The 19,909-nt window shown below is 47.4% G+C and carries 19 protein-coding genes, 1 tRNA gene and 1 pseudogene; 11 read left to right on the forward strand and 10 right to left on the reverse strand.

All coding sequences use genetic code 11. The features are described from left to right. The first annotated feature begins 22 nt into the window (after positions 1-22). Both flgM and flgN read left to right on the forward strand, forming a co-directional pair. On the forward strand, positions 23-319 hold the full coding sequence (flgM, locus tag UA76_RS11025) for a flagellar biosynthesis anti-sigma factor FlgM (protein WP_052772023.1): 297 nt from the start codon (positions 23-25) through the stop codon (positions 317-319). 8 nt (positions 320-327) lie between these two features. Then, a complete protein-coding gene (flgN, locus tag UA76_RS11030) occupies positions 328-762 on the forward strand; it encodes a flagellar protein FlgN (RefSeq protein ID WP_047045956.1) in 435 nt (144 codons plus the stop codon). Positions 763-1,049: 287 nt separating this feature from the next. Here flgN and UA76_RS11035 read toward each other — a convergent pair whose 3' ends face one another. From UA76_RS11035 to UA76_RS22500, 8 genes are read right to left on the reverse strand one after another with little or no spacing between them, the layout of a single operon-like run. Continuing rightward, positions 1,050-1,358 carry a hypothetical protein gene (locus UA76_RS11035; protein WP_047045959.1) on the reverse strand — a complete coding sequence of 103 codons (309 nt, stop codon included), beginning with the start codon at positions 1,356-1,358 and terminating at the stop codon, positions 1,050-1,052. Beyond that, entirely contained in the window at positions 1,348-2,688 is a 1,341-nt protein-coding gene (gene fliI / locus UA76_RS11040) for a flagellar protein export ATPase FliI (RefSeq protein WP_047045962.1), read from the reverse strand. The genes UA76_RS11035 and fliI overlap by 11 nt, the downstream gene beginning before the upstream one ends. After that, complete coding sequence (gene fliH / locus UA76_RS11045) at positions 2,685-3,602, reverse strand: flagellar assembly protein FliH (protein ID WP_052772024.1); 918 nt, start codon at positions 3,600-3,602, stop codon at positions 2,685-2,687. The genes fliI and fliH overlap by 4 nt, the downstream gene beginning before the upstream one ends. A 1-nt stretch (position 3,603) precedes the next feature. Then, entirely contained in the window at positions 3,604-4,629 is a 1,026-nt protein-coding gene (locus tag UA76_RS11050) for a FliG C-terminal domain-containing protein (protein ID WP_047045965.1), read from the reverse strand. Next, on the reverse strand, positions 4,619-6,337 hold the full coding sequence (fliF, locus tag UA76_RS11055) for a flagellar basal-body MS-ring/collar protein FliF (protein ID WP_047045967.1): 1,719 nt from the start codon (positions 6,335-6,337) through the stop codon (positions 4,619-4,621). Before fliF ends, UA76_RS11050 begins: the two co-directional genes overlap by 11 nt. A gap of 10 nt (positions 6,338-6,347) precedes the next feature. Further along, positions 6,348-6,680 (reverse strand): flagellar hook-basal body complex protein FliE, encoded by a 333-nt coding sequence (gene fliE, locus UA76_RS11060; RefSeq protein WP_047045970.1) that lies wholly within the window; start codon positions 6,678-6,680, stop codon positions 6,348-6,350. 16 nt (positions 6,681-6,696) lie between these two features. Further along, positions 6,697-8,064 (reverse strand): sigma-54-dependent transcriptional regulator, encoded by a 1,368-nt coding sequence (locus UA76_RS11065; protein WP_047046034.1) that lies wholly within the window; start codon positions 8,062-8,064, stop codon positions 6,697-6,699. Between the two features lie 13 nt (positions 8,065-8,077). Further along, a complete protein-coding gene (locus UA76_RS22500) occupies positions 8,078-8,944 on the reverse strand; it encodes a MotY family protein (protein WP_052772025.1) in 867 nt (288 codons plus the stop codon). Positions 8,945-9,729: 785 nt separating this feature from the next. Here UA76_RS22500 and UA76_RS11075 point away from each other — a divergent pair. The 9 genes and pseudogenes from UA76_RS11075 (at position 9,730) to UA76_RS11115 (ending at position 18,099) form a co-directional block, all read left to right on the forward strand. Next, positions 9,730-10,395: a FliM/FliN family flagellar motor switch protein gene (locus tag UA76_RS11075; RefSeq protein WP_162198947.1), complete on the forward strand. Its 666-nt coding sequence runs from the start codon at positions 9,730-9,732 to the stop codon at positions 10,393-10,395. Continuing rightward, positions 10,392-10,763, forward strand: a complete 372-nt coding sequence (gene fliN / locus UA76_RS11080; protein ID WP_047045977.1) for a flagellar motor switch protein FliN — start codon at positions 10,392-10,394, stop codon at positions 10,761-10,763. Before UA76_RS11075 ends, fliN begins: the two co-directional genes overlap by 4 nt. Continuing rightward, a complete protein-coding gene (fliP, locus tag UA76_RS11085; protein ID WP_047045980.1) occupies positions 10,747-11,517 on the forward strand; it encodes a flagellar type III secretion system pore protein FliP in 771 nt (256 codons plus the stop codon). The genes fliN and fliP overlap by 17 nt, the downstream gene beginning before the upstream one ends. 2 nt (positions 11,518-11,519) lie before the next feature. After that, the gene (locus tag UA76_RS11090) at positions 11,520-11,786 is read left to right on the forward strand and encodes a flagellar biosynthetic protein FliQ (RefSeq protein WP_047045985.1); all 267 of its coding nucleotides are present in this window, start codon (positions 11,520-11,522) and stop codon (positions 11,784-11,786) included. A gap of 4 nt (positions 11,787-11,790) precedes the next feature. Further along, the gene (fliR, locus tag UA76_RS11095; RefSeq protein ID WP_047045988.1) at positions 11,791-12,564 is read left to right on the forward strand and encodes a flagellar biosynthetic protein FliR; all 774 of its coding nucleotides are present in this window, start codon (positions 11,791-11,793) and stop codon (positions 12,562-12,564) included. Between the two features lie 2 nt (positions 12,565-12,566). Beyond that, on the forward strand, positions 12,567-13,700 hold the full coding sequence (gene flhB, locus UA76_RS11100; RefSeq protein ID WP_047045990.1) for a flagellar biosynthesis protein FlhB: 1,134 nt from the start codon (positions 12,567-12,569) through the stop codon (positions 13,698-13,700). Positions 13,701-13,846: 146 nt separating this feature from the next. Then, positions 13,847-15,854 (forward strand): annotated as a pseudogene (locus UA76_RS11105) (flagellar biosynthesis protein FlhA). Between the two features lie 276 nt (positions 15,855-16,130). Next, entirely contained in the window at positions 16,131-16,805 is a 675-nt protein-coding gene (locus UA76_RS11110) for a response regulator transcription factor (RefSeq protein WP_047045993.1), read from the forward strand. Continuing rightward, positions 16,789-18,099, forward strand: coding sequence for a sensor histidine kinase (locus UA76_RS11115; RefSeq protein ID WP_047045996.1), 1,311 nt, complete (start codon positions 16,789-16,791; stop codon positions 18,097-18,099). Before UA76_RS11110 ends, UA76_RS11115 begins: the two co-directional genes overlap by 17 nt. A 30-nt stretch (positions 18,100-18,129) precedes the next feature. On the opposite strand, the gene nagE is transcribed toward UA76_RS11115, so the two are convergent. Together nagE and UA76_RS11125 are read right to left on the reverse strand one after the other, a co-directional pair. Continuing rightward, positions 18,130-19,608: an N-acetylglucosamine-specific PTS transporter subunit IIBC gene (gene nagE, locus UA76_RS11120; protein ID WP_047045999.1), complete on the reverse strand. Its 1,479-nt coding sequence runs from the start codon at positions 19,606-19,608 to the stop codon at positions 18,130-18,132. A gap of 155 nt (positions 19,609-19,763) precedes the next feature. Beyond that, a tRNA-Ser gene (locus UA76_RS11125) sits at positions 19,764-19,854 on the reverse strand. Between the last annotated feature and the right edge of the window lie 55 nt (positions 19,855-19,909).

Here is a 19,909-nt window from a genome sequence, read left to right on the forward strand (position 1 = left end):
AAATAGAGAGAACGAGACCAAGATGAATCCAATTAGCTCAAATCACCCAAGCCTTGTGAATGCATCTACTCAAAACCAAGAGACGACGGCACCTCGCAAGGAAACCATCGCCGAACAAAAGCTGGCGGAAGTAACGCCATTTTCAACCGTGAGCCAGCAAGCTCGCGAGCTTGAATCGATGCAGCAAGAGCTGCGCAGTCTGCCTGATGTAGACCTTGAACGTGTGAATCAGATCCGCGCCGAACTTCAGCAAGGAACGTTTTCTGTCGATTTGGATGAACTCGCTGGTGCGATTTTCTCAACTCATCACAGCGAGTAACCGCGGTAATGAGCAGCGTAAAAACCGACGCCATCAAAACCTTCATTAAGGAAGTTAACCTTGATATTAAAGAGTACCAATCTCTACTCAAGGTGATGCGAGCGCAACATGTGCTGATGACCAATCGTGATTCTCAGCGCCTAGAAAAAGCCGCCAAGCAGCATCAGCAGGTTTTAAACTGGGTCAATGAGCGCGCTAAACAGCGTACCGAGCTGTTGATTACTATTGGTGTCACACCAGATGCCAAAGGTGTCGAGCGCTTGATTAATGCTCTGCCAGATACGATTGCAACGCCACTACGTACCAATTGGAATAAGCTGCATAAAGTGGTGCTCGAATGCCAAGCGCAAAACGAACGCAACAGCTCACTGCTGAGTATGCAGCACGGAATTTTGTCTGAGCTGACGCAAACTCGCGAGCCACAAATCTACGCGCCAGAATAGATCAGCAAACTGAATCAATACTCTGTAGGGTTTGAGTAATTTGGGACTCACACCTTTGCTTGTGAATAAGTCAGCTTTAAAGTGTCTTTGATTCGTCTATTTTCAACAAAAAAGGGGCTGCCGCCCCTTTTCATTTCTAATGTTTGCCATCAACTCAATGTTATTGCTGTTGCTGACGATTCATAAAATAGCGCTGCGCTCCTATCTCATCATTCAGCTTCTGCTCGCGCCTCATCATCTGATCAAGCGCAGCTTTTTTACGCTTATCAATCACGGTATCCAAACACTTAACTCGGATATTTTGCTTGCTGGAGATGATGTTGTATCCGACGCAGCTCTGACTGCGCTAGAGCAAACTGCTGCTTCTGCAACTTTTCCAAATGCTGCAGATTGCCGCGCAGCTGATGACGATTACTCCACGCCATACCACTCTCACCATCACTCACTTGGCATTGATCGAAGATCTGCTGCAACTGCTCGGCATTTTCTTCAAAGCTGCGGCTCTGACTACGCTGCTGTTCTAGCTGAGCACCCAGCTTTTCTAGGCGCTCTTGGTTAATGTCACGGAAACGTTGTAAGCCCTGTTTAGCGGCCATGAGTTATCTCCTCAATTAACTGATTGAGTTGCTGTTGCGACGTCGGTAAGTCCGACGCTTCGTCCTGATCTTGCTGCAAGAAGTTCATTAACCTTGGATAAACACGCACCGCTGTATCCATCACTTCATCGTTACCAGGTTGATAGCCACCTAGCGGGATCAGCTCTTTGACCTCTTGGTAGCGGCTATAGAGATGCTTAAATTGCATCACATCACTCACTTGGGATTTCTCTACCACCAAGGGCATGGTGCGGGAAATTGACTGCGCGATGTCGATAGCAGGGTAGTGGCCCGATTCAGCCAACTGGCGACTTAGCACAATATGACCATCCAAAATGGCTCGCGCACTATCAGCAATCGGGTCTTGTTGGTCATCACCTTCAGTCAGCACCGTATAGATAGCGCTCATACTGCCCGTAGGATGATGGCTGTTGCCCGCCCGCTCTACCAGCTGAGGTAACATACTAAACACGGAAGGCGGGTAACCTTTTGTCGCTGGCGGCTCGCCAAGAGCTAAGCCGATTTCGCGTTGCGCCATCGCATAACGCGTCAATGAATCCATCAGCAAAAGTACGTCTTTGCCTTGGTCGCGGTAGTATTCCGCCACTCGGTGACAAAGCTGCGAGGCGCGCAGCCGCATTAGCGGGGATTCATCCGCTGGGGAAGCGATCACAATGGCTTTAGCCAATCCTTCAGGGCCCAGAGCGTGTTCGATGAACTCTTTCACTTCACGGCCACGTTCACCAATTAAGCCGACCACCACCACATCCGCTCGGGTTTGCCGAGTGATCATGCCAAGCAAGACACTCTTACCCACGCCACTGCCCGCAAACAGACCCATTCGTTGACCTTTACCCATGGTCAGCATGCTATTAATAGCGCGAATACCGACATCTAAGGACTGGGTAATCGCTCGGCGCTGCATTGGGTTAACACTGGCGGCTTGCAGTGACACACGCTCGCCTGCGCGCAGTTCACCTAAGCCATCAATCGGCTCACCTAAACCATTGAGTACGCGGCCAAACCAATCATCACTAATAGACAAGTGGCTTTCCCCTTCCACGGGCCAAACTCGCGCCCCTGAAAACAAACCACTGGCAGGGCGAATGGGCATCAGGTAAGCAACATCATGGTTAAAACCGACGGTTTGCGCTTCGATACGCTCGCCGCTGCCTGTTTCAACCAAGCAGCGTTGACCGGTCAGTAATCGGCAACCAACCGCTTCTAACATCAAGCCCGTCACCTTTACCAAGCGCCCCGTGACCTTGGCTACAGGTATCGCGCCAATCGATACCATCGCCTCTTGTAAGCGTTGGTCTATTGCACTCATAGCGATGACTCAGTCTTCGTTGAATTAACGCCAACTGAATCCATATCCGTTGAACTAAAGTCAGCTGCATCAAAGTCAATTGGCTCTTCGAGCAAGTGTTTCTCTACCGCCTGCATGCAAGTTTCCAGTCGTTGGTCACAGCCTGCATCGGCTTCTGCTGTTTTGGTGATAATTCGGCAATCCCCTTGACGCAGGTTTGGATCGCAAACGATATTCCACTCATTAACTTTCTCTGGTGCGACATGGGCGATCTGATCGAACTCTTCTTTGGCCATCATCACTTTGATGCCCGCAGGTTCACTCGGCAGCGTCTCTAGAGTCTCTTCAACTAACGCCAGAATTTGCTGTGGCTGAAGCGTTAGCTCACAGCGAATCACTTGCTGAGCCACCTTCTGTACTAGCTCGCACACTTGTTCTCGCTGACGACGCTCTTGATCGATAAACAGTTTCTCTAGCTTATCGACAAGCGCGACAAAAGGACGGGCCGCCTCTAAAAAGGCCTTCTCGCCCTCGGCAATCCCTTGCTCTCTGCCTTGCTGCTGGCCGGCAATCATACCCTGCTCAAACCCTTGTGCCTGGCCCTTGTCGATGCCCTCTTTCACGCCTTCGTCATAGCCTTTACTCATACCAAGCTGAAAGCCTTGGCTGTACTGCTGCTGAATGGACTCAGTGCTCTCCTCTGTGTTCAGAGCGGGTTCCGCCGCGGTTTGCGGAGCGTCGAGTTCAAAGTCTCCAAAGCCAAATTCATTAGTACCAAAATCATCAGCACCAAAATCGCCCATACCGAACTCATCATCAACAGGCGTAGGCTCAGGTGATGCCGCACTGAGACTGGCGGCATCAACGATAGGTGGAAAGCGATAGCTGCGGTATTCATGATCCGCCAATCGCATGATTCGATTACGTTTAAACATGCTACTCCACCGTTTTCTCTTGGTATAACTGCAAGCTTATTTGGCCCGTTTCGTTTAGCTCACGTACGTATTCCATGATCTCTTCACGGGCTCGCTTCACTTGGCTCAATGACACTTTACCCATGGATGCCATTTCCGACTCAAACGACTGACGCATACGTTTAGGCAAGATAGAAAGAATCGACTTGCGCGTCTGTGCATCCGCGCCTTTCAGTGCCATTGCTAACGTGTCGACAGGAATGGACTCCACAATGCGTGTGCGTACCGATTCGGTTTGACGCGTCAACACGCCAAACTCATACATCTTACTCTTGAGCCTATCGACTAACTGCTCATCTTGCTGCTCAAGTGCCTGCATCAGGCCTGCCTGATCACCCTGATAGCGGTTGATGATATCCGCCGCTTGCTGCTCGCCTTCAACCAACGAGTTGGAGTTTTCAGCCAAGTATTCAATGCAGCGATCCACCAGCTCTTGCAGCTCTTCTGCCACGTCACGGGTCACTTCCGTCAGATTAGCGATGCGGTAGAGAAGGTCGTGTTGCGTTTCTTCGTCGTACTCTTCCAACGTCGACGATGCGATGTCAGCAGGCAAGAAGGCAATAAACAGAGCACGCATCTGAATGTGTTCGTAACTGAGGAACGTCGCCAGTTGAGAAGGCTGAATCCACTGTAGCCTTTGCATCACGGTACGCACTTCATCGCCGTAAATGTTATCGAGTAGATTACGTGCCAAGCGGCCACCGAGTGCTTTGTCTAACGTGCGCTGTAAGAAGGTACGTGAGGCACCACTAATACCCGACTGCGCGCGGAACTCATCAAAGAAACCTTGCAGCACAAACTGAGCTTCAACACTGCGAATTGCTGGTTGATGCGCCATGGCATGGCTCACTTTAAGCAGCTCATCACGCGACATATGCGCCATGACTTTGGCTGCCGAATCTTCGCCCATGCTCAGCAGCAAAATCGCCGCCTGCTCAATAGGATCTAAAAGTACGTCATCTGGTAGAGATAAATTATTAAGACTCATTGGAATTCACCCACTTCTTCACAACATCGGCAACGCGCTCAGATTCGGCGTCGGTTAGTTTTTGTAAATGCTCAACTTGGACTTCTAGGTTAGAACCCGATGGTGGCAGATCGTAAATATCCCCACCCATCATGCCGCCGCTTGAGCTGCCTGCGCTAGCACCACCTTGGACTGAGTTGAACAAGGCATCGGCAAGATCTTGTTCGTTATCGATTGATGCAGCGCTGATGCTGCTTGTCACATTCGATGGCATTACACTTGGTTCTACCGCTTGAGCCGTGACTGGCGCTGCAACAGCCGTCGATGGGCGTGTATTCAATGCTTTAATCAGCGGACGCAATACAAATAAGAAGAAGCTCAATGTCAGCAGTGCGTATAAAGCGTATTTAATCAAAATCAAGTTATGCTCCTGTTGCCACCAAGGCAGTGGCACGATATCGACTTGTGGCTCTTGGGCAAAGTTAAACGCGTGCAGACTGAACTGGTCGCCACGCTCATCGATATAACCTACCGAGTCTTTCACCATCTGGGCGATTTGTTCTAGCTGCGCTTGTTGCCAACCTTGCTCGGCAACGGAGTCGTTAATCAGTACCGATACGGATAGATGCTCAATGCCCCCTTGAGCAAGGCGTGTATGACGAACCTTGCGGCCGAAATCGTAAGTGCGAGAGCTTTCGGCGCGTTCATTTCTAGATTCATTGGCGTTGTTTTCAGCATCGGGGCTTGGCGCTTGGTTACTTAGCGCACCCGGAATACCGAGTGCTAACTGGCCTTGAGAGTTATCTTGTTTACTGAACTCAGAACGAACCACAGGATCGCCTTCAATCGACTCTTGCGTCTCTTCCACTTGGTCAAAATTCAGCGTGGCTGACACTTGCACTCGGAAGTTACCCGCACCCAATAGTGGCGTCAGCATATCGGTCGCACGATGAACAATGCTGCGCTCTGTGCGCTGCTGCATCTCGTGATATTGAACGCTAAGACGGCGGTTCTCGCCATTTTGCAGGTCGGCACTGAGTAAGTTTCCGTGCTGGTCCACCACCGACACGCCTTGTGTTGGCATCCCTGAAATGCTGCCGCTGACGAGGTTTACGATCGCTTCAACTTGCTGGTGCTCGAGCGACTGACCCGGCAATAGCTCAACCATCACCGCCGCTGAAGGTTTCTCTTCGTTCACACCCACGAACAAGGTGCGATTGGGTATGGCTAAATGGACACGAGCATAATTGACCGAGTTGATCGCTAGAATGGTACGTGCAAGCTCACCCTCTAAACCTTGGCGATAGCGTGCGCTCTCAATGAACTGACTCGTTCCAAGGCCCGTGGCCTTATCCAATAAGTCCAAGCCCGGTGGCAGTTGGGCTTTCACCCCGTGAGCTGCCAAGGTAATTCTCGCGTCGGCAAGCTTGTTTTCTGGCACCATGACTTGGCCAGTATGGTTATCGATCTGATAAGCAATCTTAGCTTGCGTCAGCACTTCCAATATTTCCGCGCTGTCGTAGCGCTCAGACTCGCCATATAACGCTCGGTATGGGCTTGAATGGCTCCATAGAACAACGACGATAAACAACGAAATCAAACCGGTGATCGCCGCAATTAGCCACGCTTTTTGATTGCTTCGAAGCGTTTCGCGTATTTTTTCTTGCCACTTATGCCAGCGTGTATCATCGCTACTGCTTGGCTGGCTCTCTAATGTTGTTGTGCTCATTTATTCCTCACTAAAGCGGCATTTTCAGTACGTCGTCATACGCCGACAGCACTTTGTTTCTGACTTGTGTTAAGGCTTGGAACGAGATGCTGGCCTTTTGGCTGGCCACCATGGCTCCCACGAGATCGTCTGAACGCCCCGCATCCACATCCGCCGTAATTTGGCTCGCGTGTTGCTGGTGATTGTCCACACGACGCACGGCCTGTTTGATTGCCGTATGAAAGTTGTCTTGATTCGCAGTATGTGGATTAGTGCGAATCTCAGTGCCCATCTGCGCCTGTTCACGCATTGAGCTCATAGTGTTAATCATGTTTTGCTGCATAGCAGAGTGTTCAATTGACATTATCGGTTTCTCTCGGTTAAGCGGCAGAGTGAGAATATTGAGTGACAGAATCGACATCGATCCCCTGCTCACGCATCGCGGCAAGCTTGTAGCGCAGCGCTCGAGTGGTGATTCCTAGCGCTTCTGCAGTGAGGTTTCTTCGGCCATTAAACTTGGCCAAGGTGTCGAGGATGAATTGATTTTCGGCGTGCTTTTTGGTGTTCTTTAACCCAACCTGTACTTCGGATTCCATTAGTGAGTGGCCACTGGGTGTTTGAATGCTGGCTATTTGACTACTGGTATGAGTTGGCAGCATTAGATCTTGCGGGGTAATCCAAGTGCTGTGACGCATCACCAATGCGCGTTGAATCGTGTTCTCCAACTCACGAATGTTACCCACCCAGTCATACGCAATCAGCGCTTGCTGCGCCTCTGCGGTTAATCGGCAAGTCTCGGTGCAACCTTGGTTGTATTTGCCAATGAAGTGCTCCGCCAGTGGCAGAATATCTTCTTTACGCTCTCTTAATGGTGGCCACTGCAATGGCAACACATCCAATCGGTAATACAGGTCTTGTCTGAACTGCCTTGCAGCCACTGCCTGTTGGAGATCAACGTTGGTCGCTGCGATAATGCGGATATCTAAATCAATGAGCTTATGGCTACCCAATCGCTCCACTTGCCTTTCTTGCAGTACACGCAGCAGTTTAGCTTGAACAGCCATTGGCATTTCGCCGATCTCATCAAGCAGTAATGTGCCACCATTGGCTTCCTCAAACTTACCCGCTTGAGCAGAAGCCGCGCCAGTAAACGCACCTTTTACATAACCAAACAAAACCGCTTCGAGCATAGATTCTGGAATCGCGGCGCAGTTAATCGCAACAAATGGCCCTTGGCTGCGAAACGAATGTTGGTGAACATATTGAGCCAACACCTCTTTGCCTGTCCCTGATTCACCCGTAATCAGCACAGTGGCATCGGTTTGAGCGGCGCGATGCGCCAGTTGCAGGACTTGTTGGCTACGCCAACTGCTTGCCACCAAGCTTGAAGAAGTTCGACGAACACTCGATACACGTTTAACCAAATCCACAAGCTGCTGAGGCTGATACGGTTGTAGCAGATAATCAGAAGCTCCCATGCGCATGGCTTCACTCGCTAATTGATTATCAACATAATCAACAATGGCAATCGAGGTAGAGTGCGGCGTTAAGTGCTTGGATTTTTCAATCACTTGCAGCAGTGACATGTCTTGAAGCTCCGATGAAGCAATCAAAATGGCGTCTGGCGCTGCATTTAAACGAATCAACGCATCAAACCCCGTGGTGACACTCAAACATGTAAATCCCGCTTTCTCTAACGTGCGCTGCGCCTGCAAAGATTGCTCCAAGCATGGGTGTGCAAAAATAATCTGAGTGCCGGCACTATGATGCACCTCCTTGAATCAAACGAACTTGAACACGACGATTCTTTTCACGGTTTGCATAATGGCTGTTTGGCACCAGTGGATAACGATCGCCATGACCACGCACTTCCACCAGTGTGCGATCGACACCCAATTCAATGAGTGCATCTCGCACTTGGTTCGCACGCTTTTTGGAAAGCTTGAGGTTGGTGAGTGAGTGACCACTGCTGTCAGTGTGCCCATCAACAAGGATATGAGTTAACGACTTATCGTAAGCAACATACTGTGCAATTAACGCTAGACGCTCTTTGTCTGCTGGTGTCAGTTCTGTCGCGTTGAGCGAGAAATGGAAAACATTGTCACGGGCTTGCTCAAAATTGATAGGCATTAGCTGCGCCATGCATTGCTTCATTTCTTGCAAACTTTGTGAGAAGTTCACTGAGGGTATGTCCCAACTTTTCACTTCACCGCTGTCTTTATCTTTTACCGAGACTTGCGCCCAGGCGCCCTTCTCCATTTTGTTCAGCAGTGCTTTGATTGCTCTAGCGTCATCAAAGTAGAGCCCACTTTCACCTGATGAACTGCCATAAAGCCATTTATGAGATAGCTTGTCTAATCGCCAAACTTGCTCATTCAGACTCAACCAAGCGGAATCAACTGATACCGGCCTTTGAAAGGTATCAAGCGACAGTGCAGGCAACTGCCCAGACTCAGCAGTGATGCGCGCATAGCCATCAAATTTTAGCGGGGTTTCCATCTGACACAGAAAACGATCGCCTTTGAAGTCCCACTCAATCAGATCCAAAGGTGTTTGCAGTGTATAAGCAAGTAGCTTAGTAGGTAGTATTATCAATCCAGCCGTAATAAATAGCTTTGTGAATTTCATATCCACTCCCCAGAATAAATAAACAACAAAGTAACATTTACTTAATATTTAGTTATCTTGCTTAAAGAAGTCTATTTCTGATGTAAAATGTGATCTTGATTCCGTTCAAGAATAATCAGGCAAAATAAATTTAAGAAAATAAAAAACAGTCAATTGATCAATATATTAATAGGCATATATAAAATCGAACCCATGCTATTTATTGTCAATTATAAATACCACTCTAATTTCGCTACTCTTCGATTTTGGTGGATAAAGATCACACCATTGTAAATCTGATACTTACATTGCACACACTTTGTTACATTTAGAATCAAAACAACACAATGAGGAAGGCAAAACTTTCTTTCTCAGATACTTACGTGACAATTAAATCGATTTTTAAGGCTATTCAACAATCTGAGATCTTGGTTCACTTATAGTTATAAACCGTTACTAATTTAACTAAACATCGTGCTTAATAACGGCAACAAAGCGTTTCTAATAGTTAGTTAAAAATAAGATAAATAGAAGACAAATATAAACGCTATACATTTAAGATAACTATTGAGCGATATATAAACATAATATGAACAATAATAAGCCAAGAGAAGAAAATAATTCAACCAAGATAAATATAGATGAGAAAATATTTAATATAGATCCTAGAACACTAGGTCGACCATTAAATATAGCCAGGAATAATCTTATATCTAGAATTCAAAACGGACGTAAATCACTTGTTCTTGCGATTAATACCATGACAAGAAGACGTGATGCTAAAGTTCATGTGCGTGAAGTCAGCATTGAAATGCAAGCTCCGGCTCCACTCCATCCTACTCCGGTTTACTTTACCCACCACCAACATCACGCTTAAGTATGCTGGAGGTAACGCCAAACTTACTGTCTCCGTTGCTGACGCCTTTTACGGTGGCAATCCAAGCTTCTCGGCAGCCGTTGAAGCAGATATGTCCTCGATAGAACTTAACTCTAGCGAACAGCGCGTGCAAGCGAGACTCAGTGCCGTGGTACTTAACCAACTGGATTCAGCATGGCACTCGCCAAAGCAAGCTTCACCACTCGAAGGTTGCTGCTTGCATGTGCAATTTGATATTTCCGTGGGTGATATCCATGGTGCACTGAGTTTGCAATTGGATGACAGCCTACTCATCGCTCTAGGCAAGCCACACAACCCAATTACAGCCACACCAGATGAGATCAATGAACGTAGAAACAATCAATTACGCCATGTTCCTGTCTGTTTGAATGCGGTACTCGCTCAGCAAACTATGTCACTTGATCAAGTGACCCAGCTGAAAGTGGGCGACATCATCTCAGCCGACGTTCAAGAGATCGTTGAAGTCAGTTCTGGCTCACAAAAGCTTTTTCTAGCTCGGGTTTCTGAGCAAAACAATCACCTGGTTTTACAGATCACGGACCACATTAATCCAGCAGAGAATTTTTCATCATGAACGACGATAACCTAAATCTATCTTTAGAAGACGACCTGAACTTTGATGCGGAAGTTGCGGACATTTTTTCCGAACCAAGCCAAGCTGCTCCTATCGAAGCCAAACCTGCACCAAAAGAGCTAAGCTTTTTCCGTCAGATCCCAGTTACCGTGACTCTAGAGGTAGCCAGTACTTCTGTTTCACTCGGTGAACTCATGCAAGTTGGCCCAAATTCCATTATCGAATTGGACAAGCTCAATGGTGAACCGTTAGATGTGAAAGTAAATGGTCACTTACTTGGCCATGCCGAAGTCGTGGTCGTAAACGACAAATATGGCCTAAGAATTACTGATATAGCGGAAGACGCTTTGAATGAAGTCTCTCTCTAACTCAGGCGTTGTATTCGCGCTAGTTCTGCTTACCCTTGTGGGGTTAGCGCTATTTCCTAGCCTAGCATGGGCAGATCAGGGCATTCCTTTCATTACCGTCACCGATGGGGACTCAAGTGAAGAGTACTCGGTAAAGGTTCAGATCCTGATCTTAATGACGGCGCTGACATTTTTACCGGCCATGCTGATGATGATGACCAGCTTTACGCGCATCATCATCGTATTGGCGATCTTGCGCCAAGCCCTTGGCTTACAGCAAAGTCCACCTAACCGAATTTTGATTGGCATTGCATTAACCATGACCATGCTGCTGATGAAACCCGTTTGGACGCCCATTTATGAAGACGCCTACAAGCCTTACGAAGCAGGTGACATCACACTGCAACAGGCCTTTTCGGTCGCCGAGCAGCCCATACGTCAGTTCATGCTCAGCCAAACTTATGAAAATTCACTAGAACAAATGCTTAGGATCGCAGGCGATCCACTCGACCTAGAACCTGAAGAGATCAGTTTCGCGGTGTTAATGCCCGCCTTTGTGATCAGTGAACTCAAGACCGCATTTCAGATCGGTTTCATGCTGTTTATTCCGTTTCTCATTATCGATATTGTCGTCGCCAGTGTGCTGATGGCGATGGGTATGATGATGCTATCGCCACTGATTATCTCGCTGCCATTTAAGTTAATGGTGTTTGTGATGGTCGACGGTTGGGCAATGACGGTAGGTAGCTTGAGTGCTAGCTTCGGAGGGCTTTAGCTATGAATCCAGCCATCGCAAGCCTGTATTCGGACGCCATCTACATGATTATCACTATGGTGGTGATTCTCATTGGCCCGAGCCTGTTGGTTGGCCTTGTTGTCGCCATCTTCCAAGCGACCACTCAAATCAATGAGCAAACCATGAGTTTTCTGCCGAGGCTTTTAACCACCCTACTGATGCTCATTTTTGCTGGTAGTTGGCTACTGCGTAATATCAGCACGTTTTTCACTGACCTGTTTTACACCATTCCGACCATCGTGAGTTAGTGCGATGTACGCAATCACGTTTGCCGAAATCACCGCGATGTTGGGCCAAGTGTGGTGGCCGTTTTTCCGTTTGTCGGCGGCCTTCATTACCATGCCATTCTTTGGCAATGCCTATATCAGTACTCGTGTGCGCGTATTTCTCGCGTTAACCATTGCCGCTATCGCAGGACCTCTACTACCAGGCATGCCAGAGGTTGATCCCGTTTCGATTCACGCTATCGCGATTGCCCTAGAGCAGATCGCGATTGGTGCGCTGCTGGGTATCTGCTTGCATTTTCTGTTTGCGGCGATGGCCATGGTCGGCCAAATCATATCCATGCAGATGGGCTTAGGCATGGCGATGATGAACGATCCGGCGAATGGCATTTCTGTTGCTCTGCTCGGTAACTATTTTCTGATGTTCACCACTTTGATGTTTCTCTCCCTCGATGGGCATTTGGTCGCACTCGATATCATAGTGCAGAGTTTTGAACGTTTCCCTGTTGGACAAGGGATCAGTGAAGCATCGCTGCGTTATCTGATTGGACTGTTTAGTTGGATGATGGCGGCGGCGGTTTCGATAGCACTACCAACGATTGCAGCCATGTTAACGGTGAACTTAACCTTTGGTGTGATGAACCGCGCCGCGCCGTCACTCAACGTATTCGCATTGGGTTTTCCAATGTCGATGATTCTCGGTCTATGTGCGGTACTGCTTTCTCTATCGGGATTGCCAAGTATCTACGCCGAACTCACTCATGACTTACTGCAGCAAATGCGTTTATTGGGAGGAAGCTAATCGTGGCAGAAAACCAATCCAGTCAGGACAAAAGCGAGAAACCCAGTCATCAAAAACTGAAAAAGGCCAAACAAGAAGGCCAAGCTGCGCGCTCCAAAGAGTTTGTTGTGGGCGTACTGTTTATTGCTATCGCATTGTTTCTTTGGGCTTACGGGCACTTTCTCGGTGAACAAGCGGTCAAGCTGTTCAACATTAACTTTCAGCTTTCTCACGCCGAGCTGCGTGAGCCAGACGTCATGACGCGCAAACTGGCCGAAAGTGTCAGGCTACTAAGTGGGCTATTTGTTCCAATGGCGATCGTTCTGATTCTGGTGACGATTTTCAGCTCTTTAATACCCGGTGGCTGGGTGATGTCACTTAAGTTAATTAAGCCAAAGCTAAGCAAAATCAGCCCTATAGAAGGCTTAAAGCGACTGTTCTCTCTTAAGTCATTGGTCGAATTGGTCAAGTCGATACTTAAGGTGGTTCTGATTGGTGGCGTACTCTACTGGCTACTGAGCAGCAACCTACTCAATCTAATTGCTGCCCAACGAGCACCACTAGAGCAAGGGGTAAGCGTTACCCTGAGTCACATCATTAAAGCGCTGATCTGCTTTGGATTTGTCGTGCTATTGATTGGTCTTATCGATATGCCGTATCAGCTTTGGAATCACACCAAGCAGCTCAAAATGACCAAACAAGAGGTGAAAGAGGAGCACAAAAACACCGAAGGTCGACCAGAGATAAAGCAGAAAATTAAGCAGCTTCAGCAACAGATGTCACGCAGACGTATTGATAATGCCGTACCCACGGCCGATGTGGTGATCACCAACCCAACTCACTATGCAGTAGCAATTAAGTATGACTTGTCTCAAGCAGGTGCCCCGTTTGTGGTGGCTAAAGGTGAAGATGAAATGGCATTGCGAATTCAAACTATCGCACGCCAAAATGACATTGAAATTCTTAACCTACCTCCATTGACGCGAGCCGTATTCTTTAATACTCGCGTCGATCAAGAAGTGCCAGGTCCGCTCTTCGTTGCCATCGCTCATGTTCTCACTTACGTCATGCAGCTCAAAGAATACAGAAGGGACCGCCGAGTGAAGCCGACTCCATTGCCACCACTGGTGATCCCACAGGCGCTTCGTCATGACTAAGTCCAAATTGTCCGTTATTCACACTCAGATTTTCTACATCGCTAAAGCGAGTTAATGCCATTATGAAAGAAAAATTGAATCTACTTTTCCCCGCGATAAAAAATAGCTACTTTGGCATCCCTATCCTGTTGCTAACCGTGTTAGCGATGGTGATTTTGCCACTGCCACCTGTATTGCTTGATGCCCTGTTCATCTTCAACATTGTGCTGTCGGTGATCGTTCTATTGGTTGCGGTATCAAGTAAACGCCCACTCGAGTTCAGTGTTTTCCCAACGATTCTTTTGATCGCAACTTTAATGCGCCTAACCTTGAACGTTGCATCGACTCGTATCGTTTTACTCGAAGGCCACCAAGGGGGCGATGCCGCAGGTAAGGTGATTCAAGCCTTTGGTAATGTGGTGATTGGCGGCAACTACTTCGTTGGTATTGTGGTGTTCATCATCTTGATGATCATCAACTTCGTGGTGATCACCAAAGGTGGTGAGCGCATCTCAGAAGTCTCTGCACGCTTTACCCTAGATTCGTTACCAGGTAAGCAGATGGCGATCGATGCCGACCTCAATGCGGGCATCATCGACCAAAACCAAGCCAAAGAACGCCGCAAAGAAATTGCGCGCGAAGCGGACTTTTATGGCTCTATGGATGGTGCGTCTAAGTTCGTGCGTGGTGACGCCATTGCCGCCATGCTTATCCTCATCATCAACATCCTTGGTGGTGTTACCATTGGTATGGTTCAGCACGACCTAGGTGCTGCCGAAGCCTTCCAACGCTTTGCTCTGCTAACCATTGGTGATGGTCTGGTCGCTCAAATCCCATCACTGCTATTGGCTGTTGCTGCTGCGATCATTGTTACGCGCGTTAGTGATTCTGGTGAGTTGTCTGATGACGTACAGAAACAGATGCTTGCATCACCTGTTACTCTGGCAACCGCCTCAGGCATCATGCTGATCATCGGTATCGTACCGGGCATGCCTCACTTAGCATTCTTTAGCTTCGCTGCTATTTTGGCTTATGCAGCTTGGCATCAAGGACGCAAACAACACAATCCAGAACCGCTAGAACAAGCAGAAGCGATTGCTGAAGCCGTGGCACAAGATGACACACCCACACTGAGTTGGAGCGATGTACCTCATGTTCATCCACTCTCGTTAGAACTCGGCTATCGTCTTGTCAATTTGGTAGACAAAAACCAAGGTGAGCCTTTAGCACTTCGCGTTCGGGGGTGAGAAAAACCATCACAGAACAAGCCGGTTTCTTGATTCCAGAAATCGCCATTCGTGACAATCTCAAACTTAAACCCACTCAATACACCATCTCTTTATATGGCGAAGTGATGGCGAAAGGCGAAATCGACCCAGAACGTTTAATGGCATTAGCGGTGGGCGAAGTGTATGGCCAGCTTGATGGTGTATTAGCCAAAGATCCAGCTTATCAAATGGATGCAGTTTGGATTGAACCCAACAACAAACCGCAAGCCCTCAACTTGGGCTACTCAGTGTAGATGGCGCGACAGTGGTTGCTACTCACTTAAGTAAAGTTATTAAAGAAAATACCTCTGAACTGTTTAGCCATGATGATGTCGAACGCGTAATGGAAAGATTGGCCCAGCACTCACCAAAGCTAGCGGAAAGCCTGTCTACTCAGCTTACCCATCAGCAGCAAATGCGAGTGTATCGCCAGTTGTTGGTTGACCAAGTACCAATCAAGGACACCTTAAACATCGCTTCCATCATGTTGGAAAGCAGTGAAATCACCAAAGACGCGATCTTAATTGCATCCGATATTCGCTGCGGATTAAAACGCACCCTGACTAATGGCCTGATTGGCTCTAGTAATGACTTCAACATCTTCACGTTAAGCGACGGCTTAGAGAAGATGCTAATGACTGCACTCAATAAGGCGCAACAAGCAGGCTCTGTAGCACTAGACAGCTTTCCAGTCGAACCCAATCTGCTGGCTCAGCTGCAGCAAAACATGCCCAATATTCGAGAGCAACTTAAGCAAAATGGCTTCAAACCGGTTTTATTGGTCGCCCCACAGTTAAGGCCTCTATTGGCTCGCTACGCGAGGACCTTTGCCAAAGGACTCATTGTGCTCTCGTATAATGAAATTCCAGAAGATAAGAATATTAATGTCCTCGGCCATTTAGGCTAGCGATTTACCTAAAAGCACGGAACCTACCGTGCTTTTTTTATCTGCGATAAATACAGCCTCTGCCAACATTAACAATGTTTAATCTTTCCTAAAGGTTCTACCAACCCTTGGTATTCCAAAATAGAAGCGATAAAAATAACAACAGTATCCACATGATTGTACGATTAAGTTCCCCCTATAATCGTCTTGGCTCGCATTAGTCACGCGAGCCTGCCTTTTCTCAATTTTTTACCCCTCTTTTTGGTTACACTACGATAGTTCTTTTTGGAGGTAGCCGTGAAAATACTCGTAATCGAAGATGACACTACAACTCGCGATTTTGTTGCCAAAGGCTTGCAAGAGCATGGCTACAATGTTGATCAAGCTGAAGATGGCAAAAAAGGGCTAATGATGGCGCTAAGCAGTGAATATCAGCTCATCATCCTCGACCGAATGCTGCCTTATCTTGATGGTATGAAAGTCTTGTCGGCCATTAGAGCGACCGAAACTGATGTGCCTGTGCTGATATTGAGCGCGATGGACTCCGTTGAAGACCGTGTTGATGGCTTAAAAGCGGGCGGCGACGATTATCTGATCAAACCTTTTGCACTCGCAGAACTGCTTGCACGAGTAGACATTATTATTCGAAGAAGCAGTCGAAAAGCCACTTCGCAGGCGCAGCTAGAGTACGATTGTTTAAGTGTCGATCTAAAAGCGCATAAAGTGATGTGCAATGGACAAGAGCTGTTACTGCAACCCAAAGAATTTCAATTAATACAGTACTTCATCGAACACAGTGAGCAGGTGGTTTCTCGCATGCGGTTGTTCGAAAGTATCTGGAGCTATCACTTTGACCCCAAAACCAATGTCATCGACGTCCACATTGCAAATCTGCGTCGTAAACTTGAAGACGCTGGCTGCTGCGAACTTCTGCATACAGTAAGAGGCGCAGGTTATGTCCTTCGTCGATAACTACGTTCTAACCCGCTCTTCTGTATTTCGCATCTTAGTTGGGCTTTTCTTACTGGTTTCCGTGGCCAATATTGCCGCTATCCATCAAATCTATAATTATTCTGAACAATTTCATCGTCAGCAGCTTACTCGGCAGCTCAATGATGAAATCCTAGAATTCGGATATGCTGCACTGCAAAGTCATGAAGATATCCAAAGGCTGTTAGAAACTAAACAGTCCACATCAGCGCCTTTTATTTATCGAGTGGTTGAAAACCCCGCCCCAACGAACAATCTACAAGTCTATCCCGTCAGTGGGTTGCCGATTGGCACAGCTCGTGTAAATCTAAGTGAAAACTACCACCTAGAAGTTGGGTTTGATAAGCAAATACTCGAAGAACATCGCCAACAGCTCATTCCAATAGTATTTTCTGGCATCATTCTGCCTGTCGCTATTATGCTTATCGCGGCACTGCTTTTCACTGTGCTGATTCTGAAACGGCTAGAGAAAGTAAACAAAGCGATGAACCGCGTGCTGTGCGGAGAGCGTGATGTTCGCTTAGAGGTTTCCCGACGTGATGATGAGTTTGATATTCTGGCTATCCACCTTAACTACATGATCACTCAAATTCGCCAGAACGAATCGACATTGAAGTCACTGACTACGGGTCTTGCGCATGACATGCGAACCCCCATCGCGCGCTTAAAGCTAAGACTTGAAGACATTCTGTCGCAAACCGATCTCAACTCACATCAATATGACCAGTTTTCCGCCTGTCATGAAGAACTCGAATTACTCCTATCTCTATTCAACAGTATGTTGGAGATAGCTCGGCTCAATAGTGGTCAACTTTCGATTGAAACCGAGAGTGTGGATCTCGGACAAGTCGCCAAAGATGCGCTGGAGTTTATCAGCCCAATTGCAGAGCAAAAGCAGCAACGACTGGTGTTTCGTCAAGACCAACCTTGTATTGTCACTGGTGATCGGTCTCTACTCTTTCGGGCACTATTTAATCTGATCGAAAATGCAGTGAAGTACACACCAGAGAAAGGCGAGGTTAACGTTGTGATCGACCATTTTGGCGCCGTCGTTGCAGACAATGGAGTAGGGATCACCGATCAAGATAAACTGCTTGTCTGCAACCCTATGTACCGTGCAGACGAAAGTCGAACTGAAATCGGTAATGGACTTGGGCTATCTCTTGTTGACGCTGTGGTGACTCAACATAACGCACAACTGGTGTTTCGAGATAATCACCCCGGTCTCAGAGCTCGTATCTATTTCAAACCGACAAACAAAAAAGGCCAAACCTAACGGTTTGGCCTTTCATTCTTGTTCAAAAGATTAACTCTGTACGGTGACCTGAGAAAGATCTTGAGAAGCTGGAATATTCTTCATCGCATGCGCGATAGATTCCGCTTCAGTACCAATAATCACCTGAAGGTTGTTCTCACCCATCTTAACCACACCCATGGCACCGATAGCTTTCAACGTTGCCTCATCAGCAAGGTTGACGTCTTTCATCGTCAAACGTAGACGAGTGATGCATGAATCAATAGAAGTCAGGTTAGCATGACCACCCAATGCTTTCAGGTATTGCGCTGCGACTTCATCCGTTGAACCTTGTGCTATCTCTTCTGAATCTACATCTTCACGACCTGGTGTTTTCAGATCGAATTTAATGATAGCGAATCGGAATACCGCGTAGTAAATCGCAGCAAAACAAAGCCCTTGGAGAATTAGCATGTAAGGTTTCATGGCTAAAGGAAGGTTGAACGACAATACGAAGTCAATCAAACCACCACTGAAGGTAAAGCCCGCAATCCACTGCATGCTCGCCGCAATGTAAAGTGATGCCGCAGTTAGAAGCGCGTGAATAACGTAAAGAACCGGCGCGACAAACATGAAGGCAAACTCAATAGGCTCGGTAACACCCGTTAGAATCGCGGTAAATGCCGATGCACCTAAAATACCGCCCACTTTTTTCTTGTTCTCTGGTTTCGCACAGTGATACATCGCTAAACAAGCCGCTGGCAAACCGTAGCCCATTACTGGGAAGAAACCACCTTGGTAGATACCTGTTACGCCAAGTTCACCAGTGCCAGACCAGAATTTCGAAATATCGCTGATACCCACTAGGTCAAAAATGAATACTTGGTTCAGAGCATGGTGCAAACCAACAGGAATCAGTAGACGGTTAAAGAAACCATACAGACCCGCACCTGTTGCGCCCATCTCAGAAATTGAGATACCAAAGTTCACCAGTGCGCCATAAACCGCTGGCCACACATAAACCATGATTAAACTAATGAAGATCGCCGAAAGTGAAGTAACAATAGGAATGAATCGTCGACCACCAAAGAACCCGAGCACTGCAGGAAGCTTTATATCGTAGAAGCGATTATATAGCGTTGCCGCAACAATACCCATCATGATGCCTGTAAAGGCACTCACCGCGGCTTTAGATGCAATTAGTTCAGAGCTACTCATCTGATCGACAGGAACCCCCGTGATCTGAGAGATAACCGCAATATTACCGACTATCATTTCAATGATAAGTAAGCCTAACAGGCCGGAAAGCGCCGCAGCACCATTGTTGTCTTTCGCTAATCCGTAGGCAACACCGACGGCGAATAGCCATGCCTGATTGTCCATGATGCCTTTACCACCATAGACAAGTATTGTTGCTAACGTGCTGTTTGCGCCCCAACCTGCTGGATCGATGGCATAGCCTAAACCAAGCATTAAGCCACCGGCTGGCAGTACGGCAATTGGCACCATCAGCGCCTTACCGACTTTTTGTAGATACCCTAATATGTTCACCTTGTGTCCCCTATATAGTTATAAATATATTCGAGGCAAGGTTACTAAAGTCGGGATTAAGAGGTCGTTTTGCTTAGATTAAGATTTATTAATGTAGAAAAGGTATTTTCTACAGACGAAAAAAAACCGCTAATTTCTTAGCGGTTTTTTTAATGTGGCGGAGAGATAGGGATTTGAACCCTAGATACGCTATTAACGTATGCCGGTTTTCAAGACCGGTGCTTTCAACCACTCAGCCATCTCTCCACAATATGTAATCGCTCCAAAGTCTTACGTTATCTGCTTTAGTTCGACGTTGTTC

The sequence above is a fragment of the Vibrio mexicanus genome, assembly GCF_001012815.1.
Taxonomy (GTDB): Bacteria; Pseudomonadota; Gammaproteobacteria; order Enterobacterales; family Vibrionaceae; genus Vibrio; species Vibrio mexicanus.

Excerpts from the sequence above, each read along its gene's own strand:
- flgM (WP_052772023.1), top strand. The coding sequence starts at position 23 with ATGAATCCAATTAGCTCAAATCACCCAAGCCTTGTGAATGCATCTACT.
- flgN (WP_047045956.1), top strand. The coding sequence starts at position 328 with ATGAGCAGCGTAAAAACCGACGCCATCAAAACCTTCATTAAGGAAGTT.
- UA76_RS11035 (WP_047045959.1), bottom strand. The coding sequence starts at position 1,358 with ATGGCCGCTAAACAGGGCTTACAACGTTTCCGTGACATTAACCAAGAG.
- fliI (WP_047045962.1), bottom strand. The coding sequence starts at position 2,688 with ATGAGTGCAATAGACCAACGCTTACAAGAGGCGATGGTATCGATTGGC.
- fliH (WP_052772024.1), bottom strand. The coding sequence starts at position 3,602 with ATGTTTAAACGTAATCGAATCATGCGATTGGCGGATCATGAATACCGC.
- UA76_RS11050 (WP_047045965.1), bottom strand. The coding sequence starts at position 4,629 with ATGAGTCTTAATAATTTATCTCTACCAGATGACGTACTTTTAGATCCT.
- fliF (WP_047045967.1), bottom strand. The coding sequence starts at position 6,337 with ATGAGCACAACAACATTAGAGAGCCAGCCAAGCAGTAGCGATGATACA.
- fliE (WP_047045970.1), bottom strand. The coding sequence starts at position 6,680 with ATGTCAATTGAACACTCTGCTATGCAGCAAAACATGATTAACACTATG.
- UA76_RS22500 (WP_052772025.1), bottom strand. The coding sequence starts at position 8,944 with ATGAAATTCACAAAGCTATTTATTACGGCTGGATTGATAATACTACCT.
- fliN (WP_047045977.1), top strand. The coding sequence starts at position 10,392 with ATGAACGACGATAACCTAAATCTATCTTTAGAAGACGACCTGAACTTT.
- fliP (WP_047045980.1), top strand. The coding sequence starts at position 10,747 with ATGAAGTCTCTCTCTAACTCAGGCGTTGTATTCGCGCTAGTTCTGCTT.
- UA76_RS11090 (WP_047045985.1), top strand. The coding sequence starts at position 11,520 with ATGAATCCAGCCATCGCAAGCCTGTATTCGGACGCCATCTACATGATT.
- fliR (WP_047045988.1), top strand. The coding sequence starts at position 11,791 with ATGTACGCAATCACGTTTGCCGAAATCACCGCGATGTTGGGCCAAGTG.
- UA76_RS11115 (WP_047045996.1), top strand. The coding sequence starts at position 16,789 with ATGTCCTTCGTCGATAACTACGTTCTAACCCGCTCTTCTGTATTTCGC.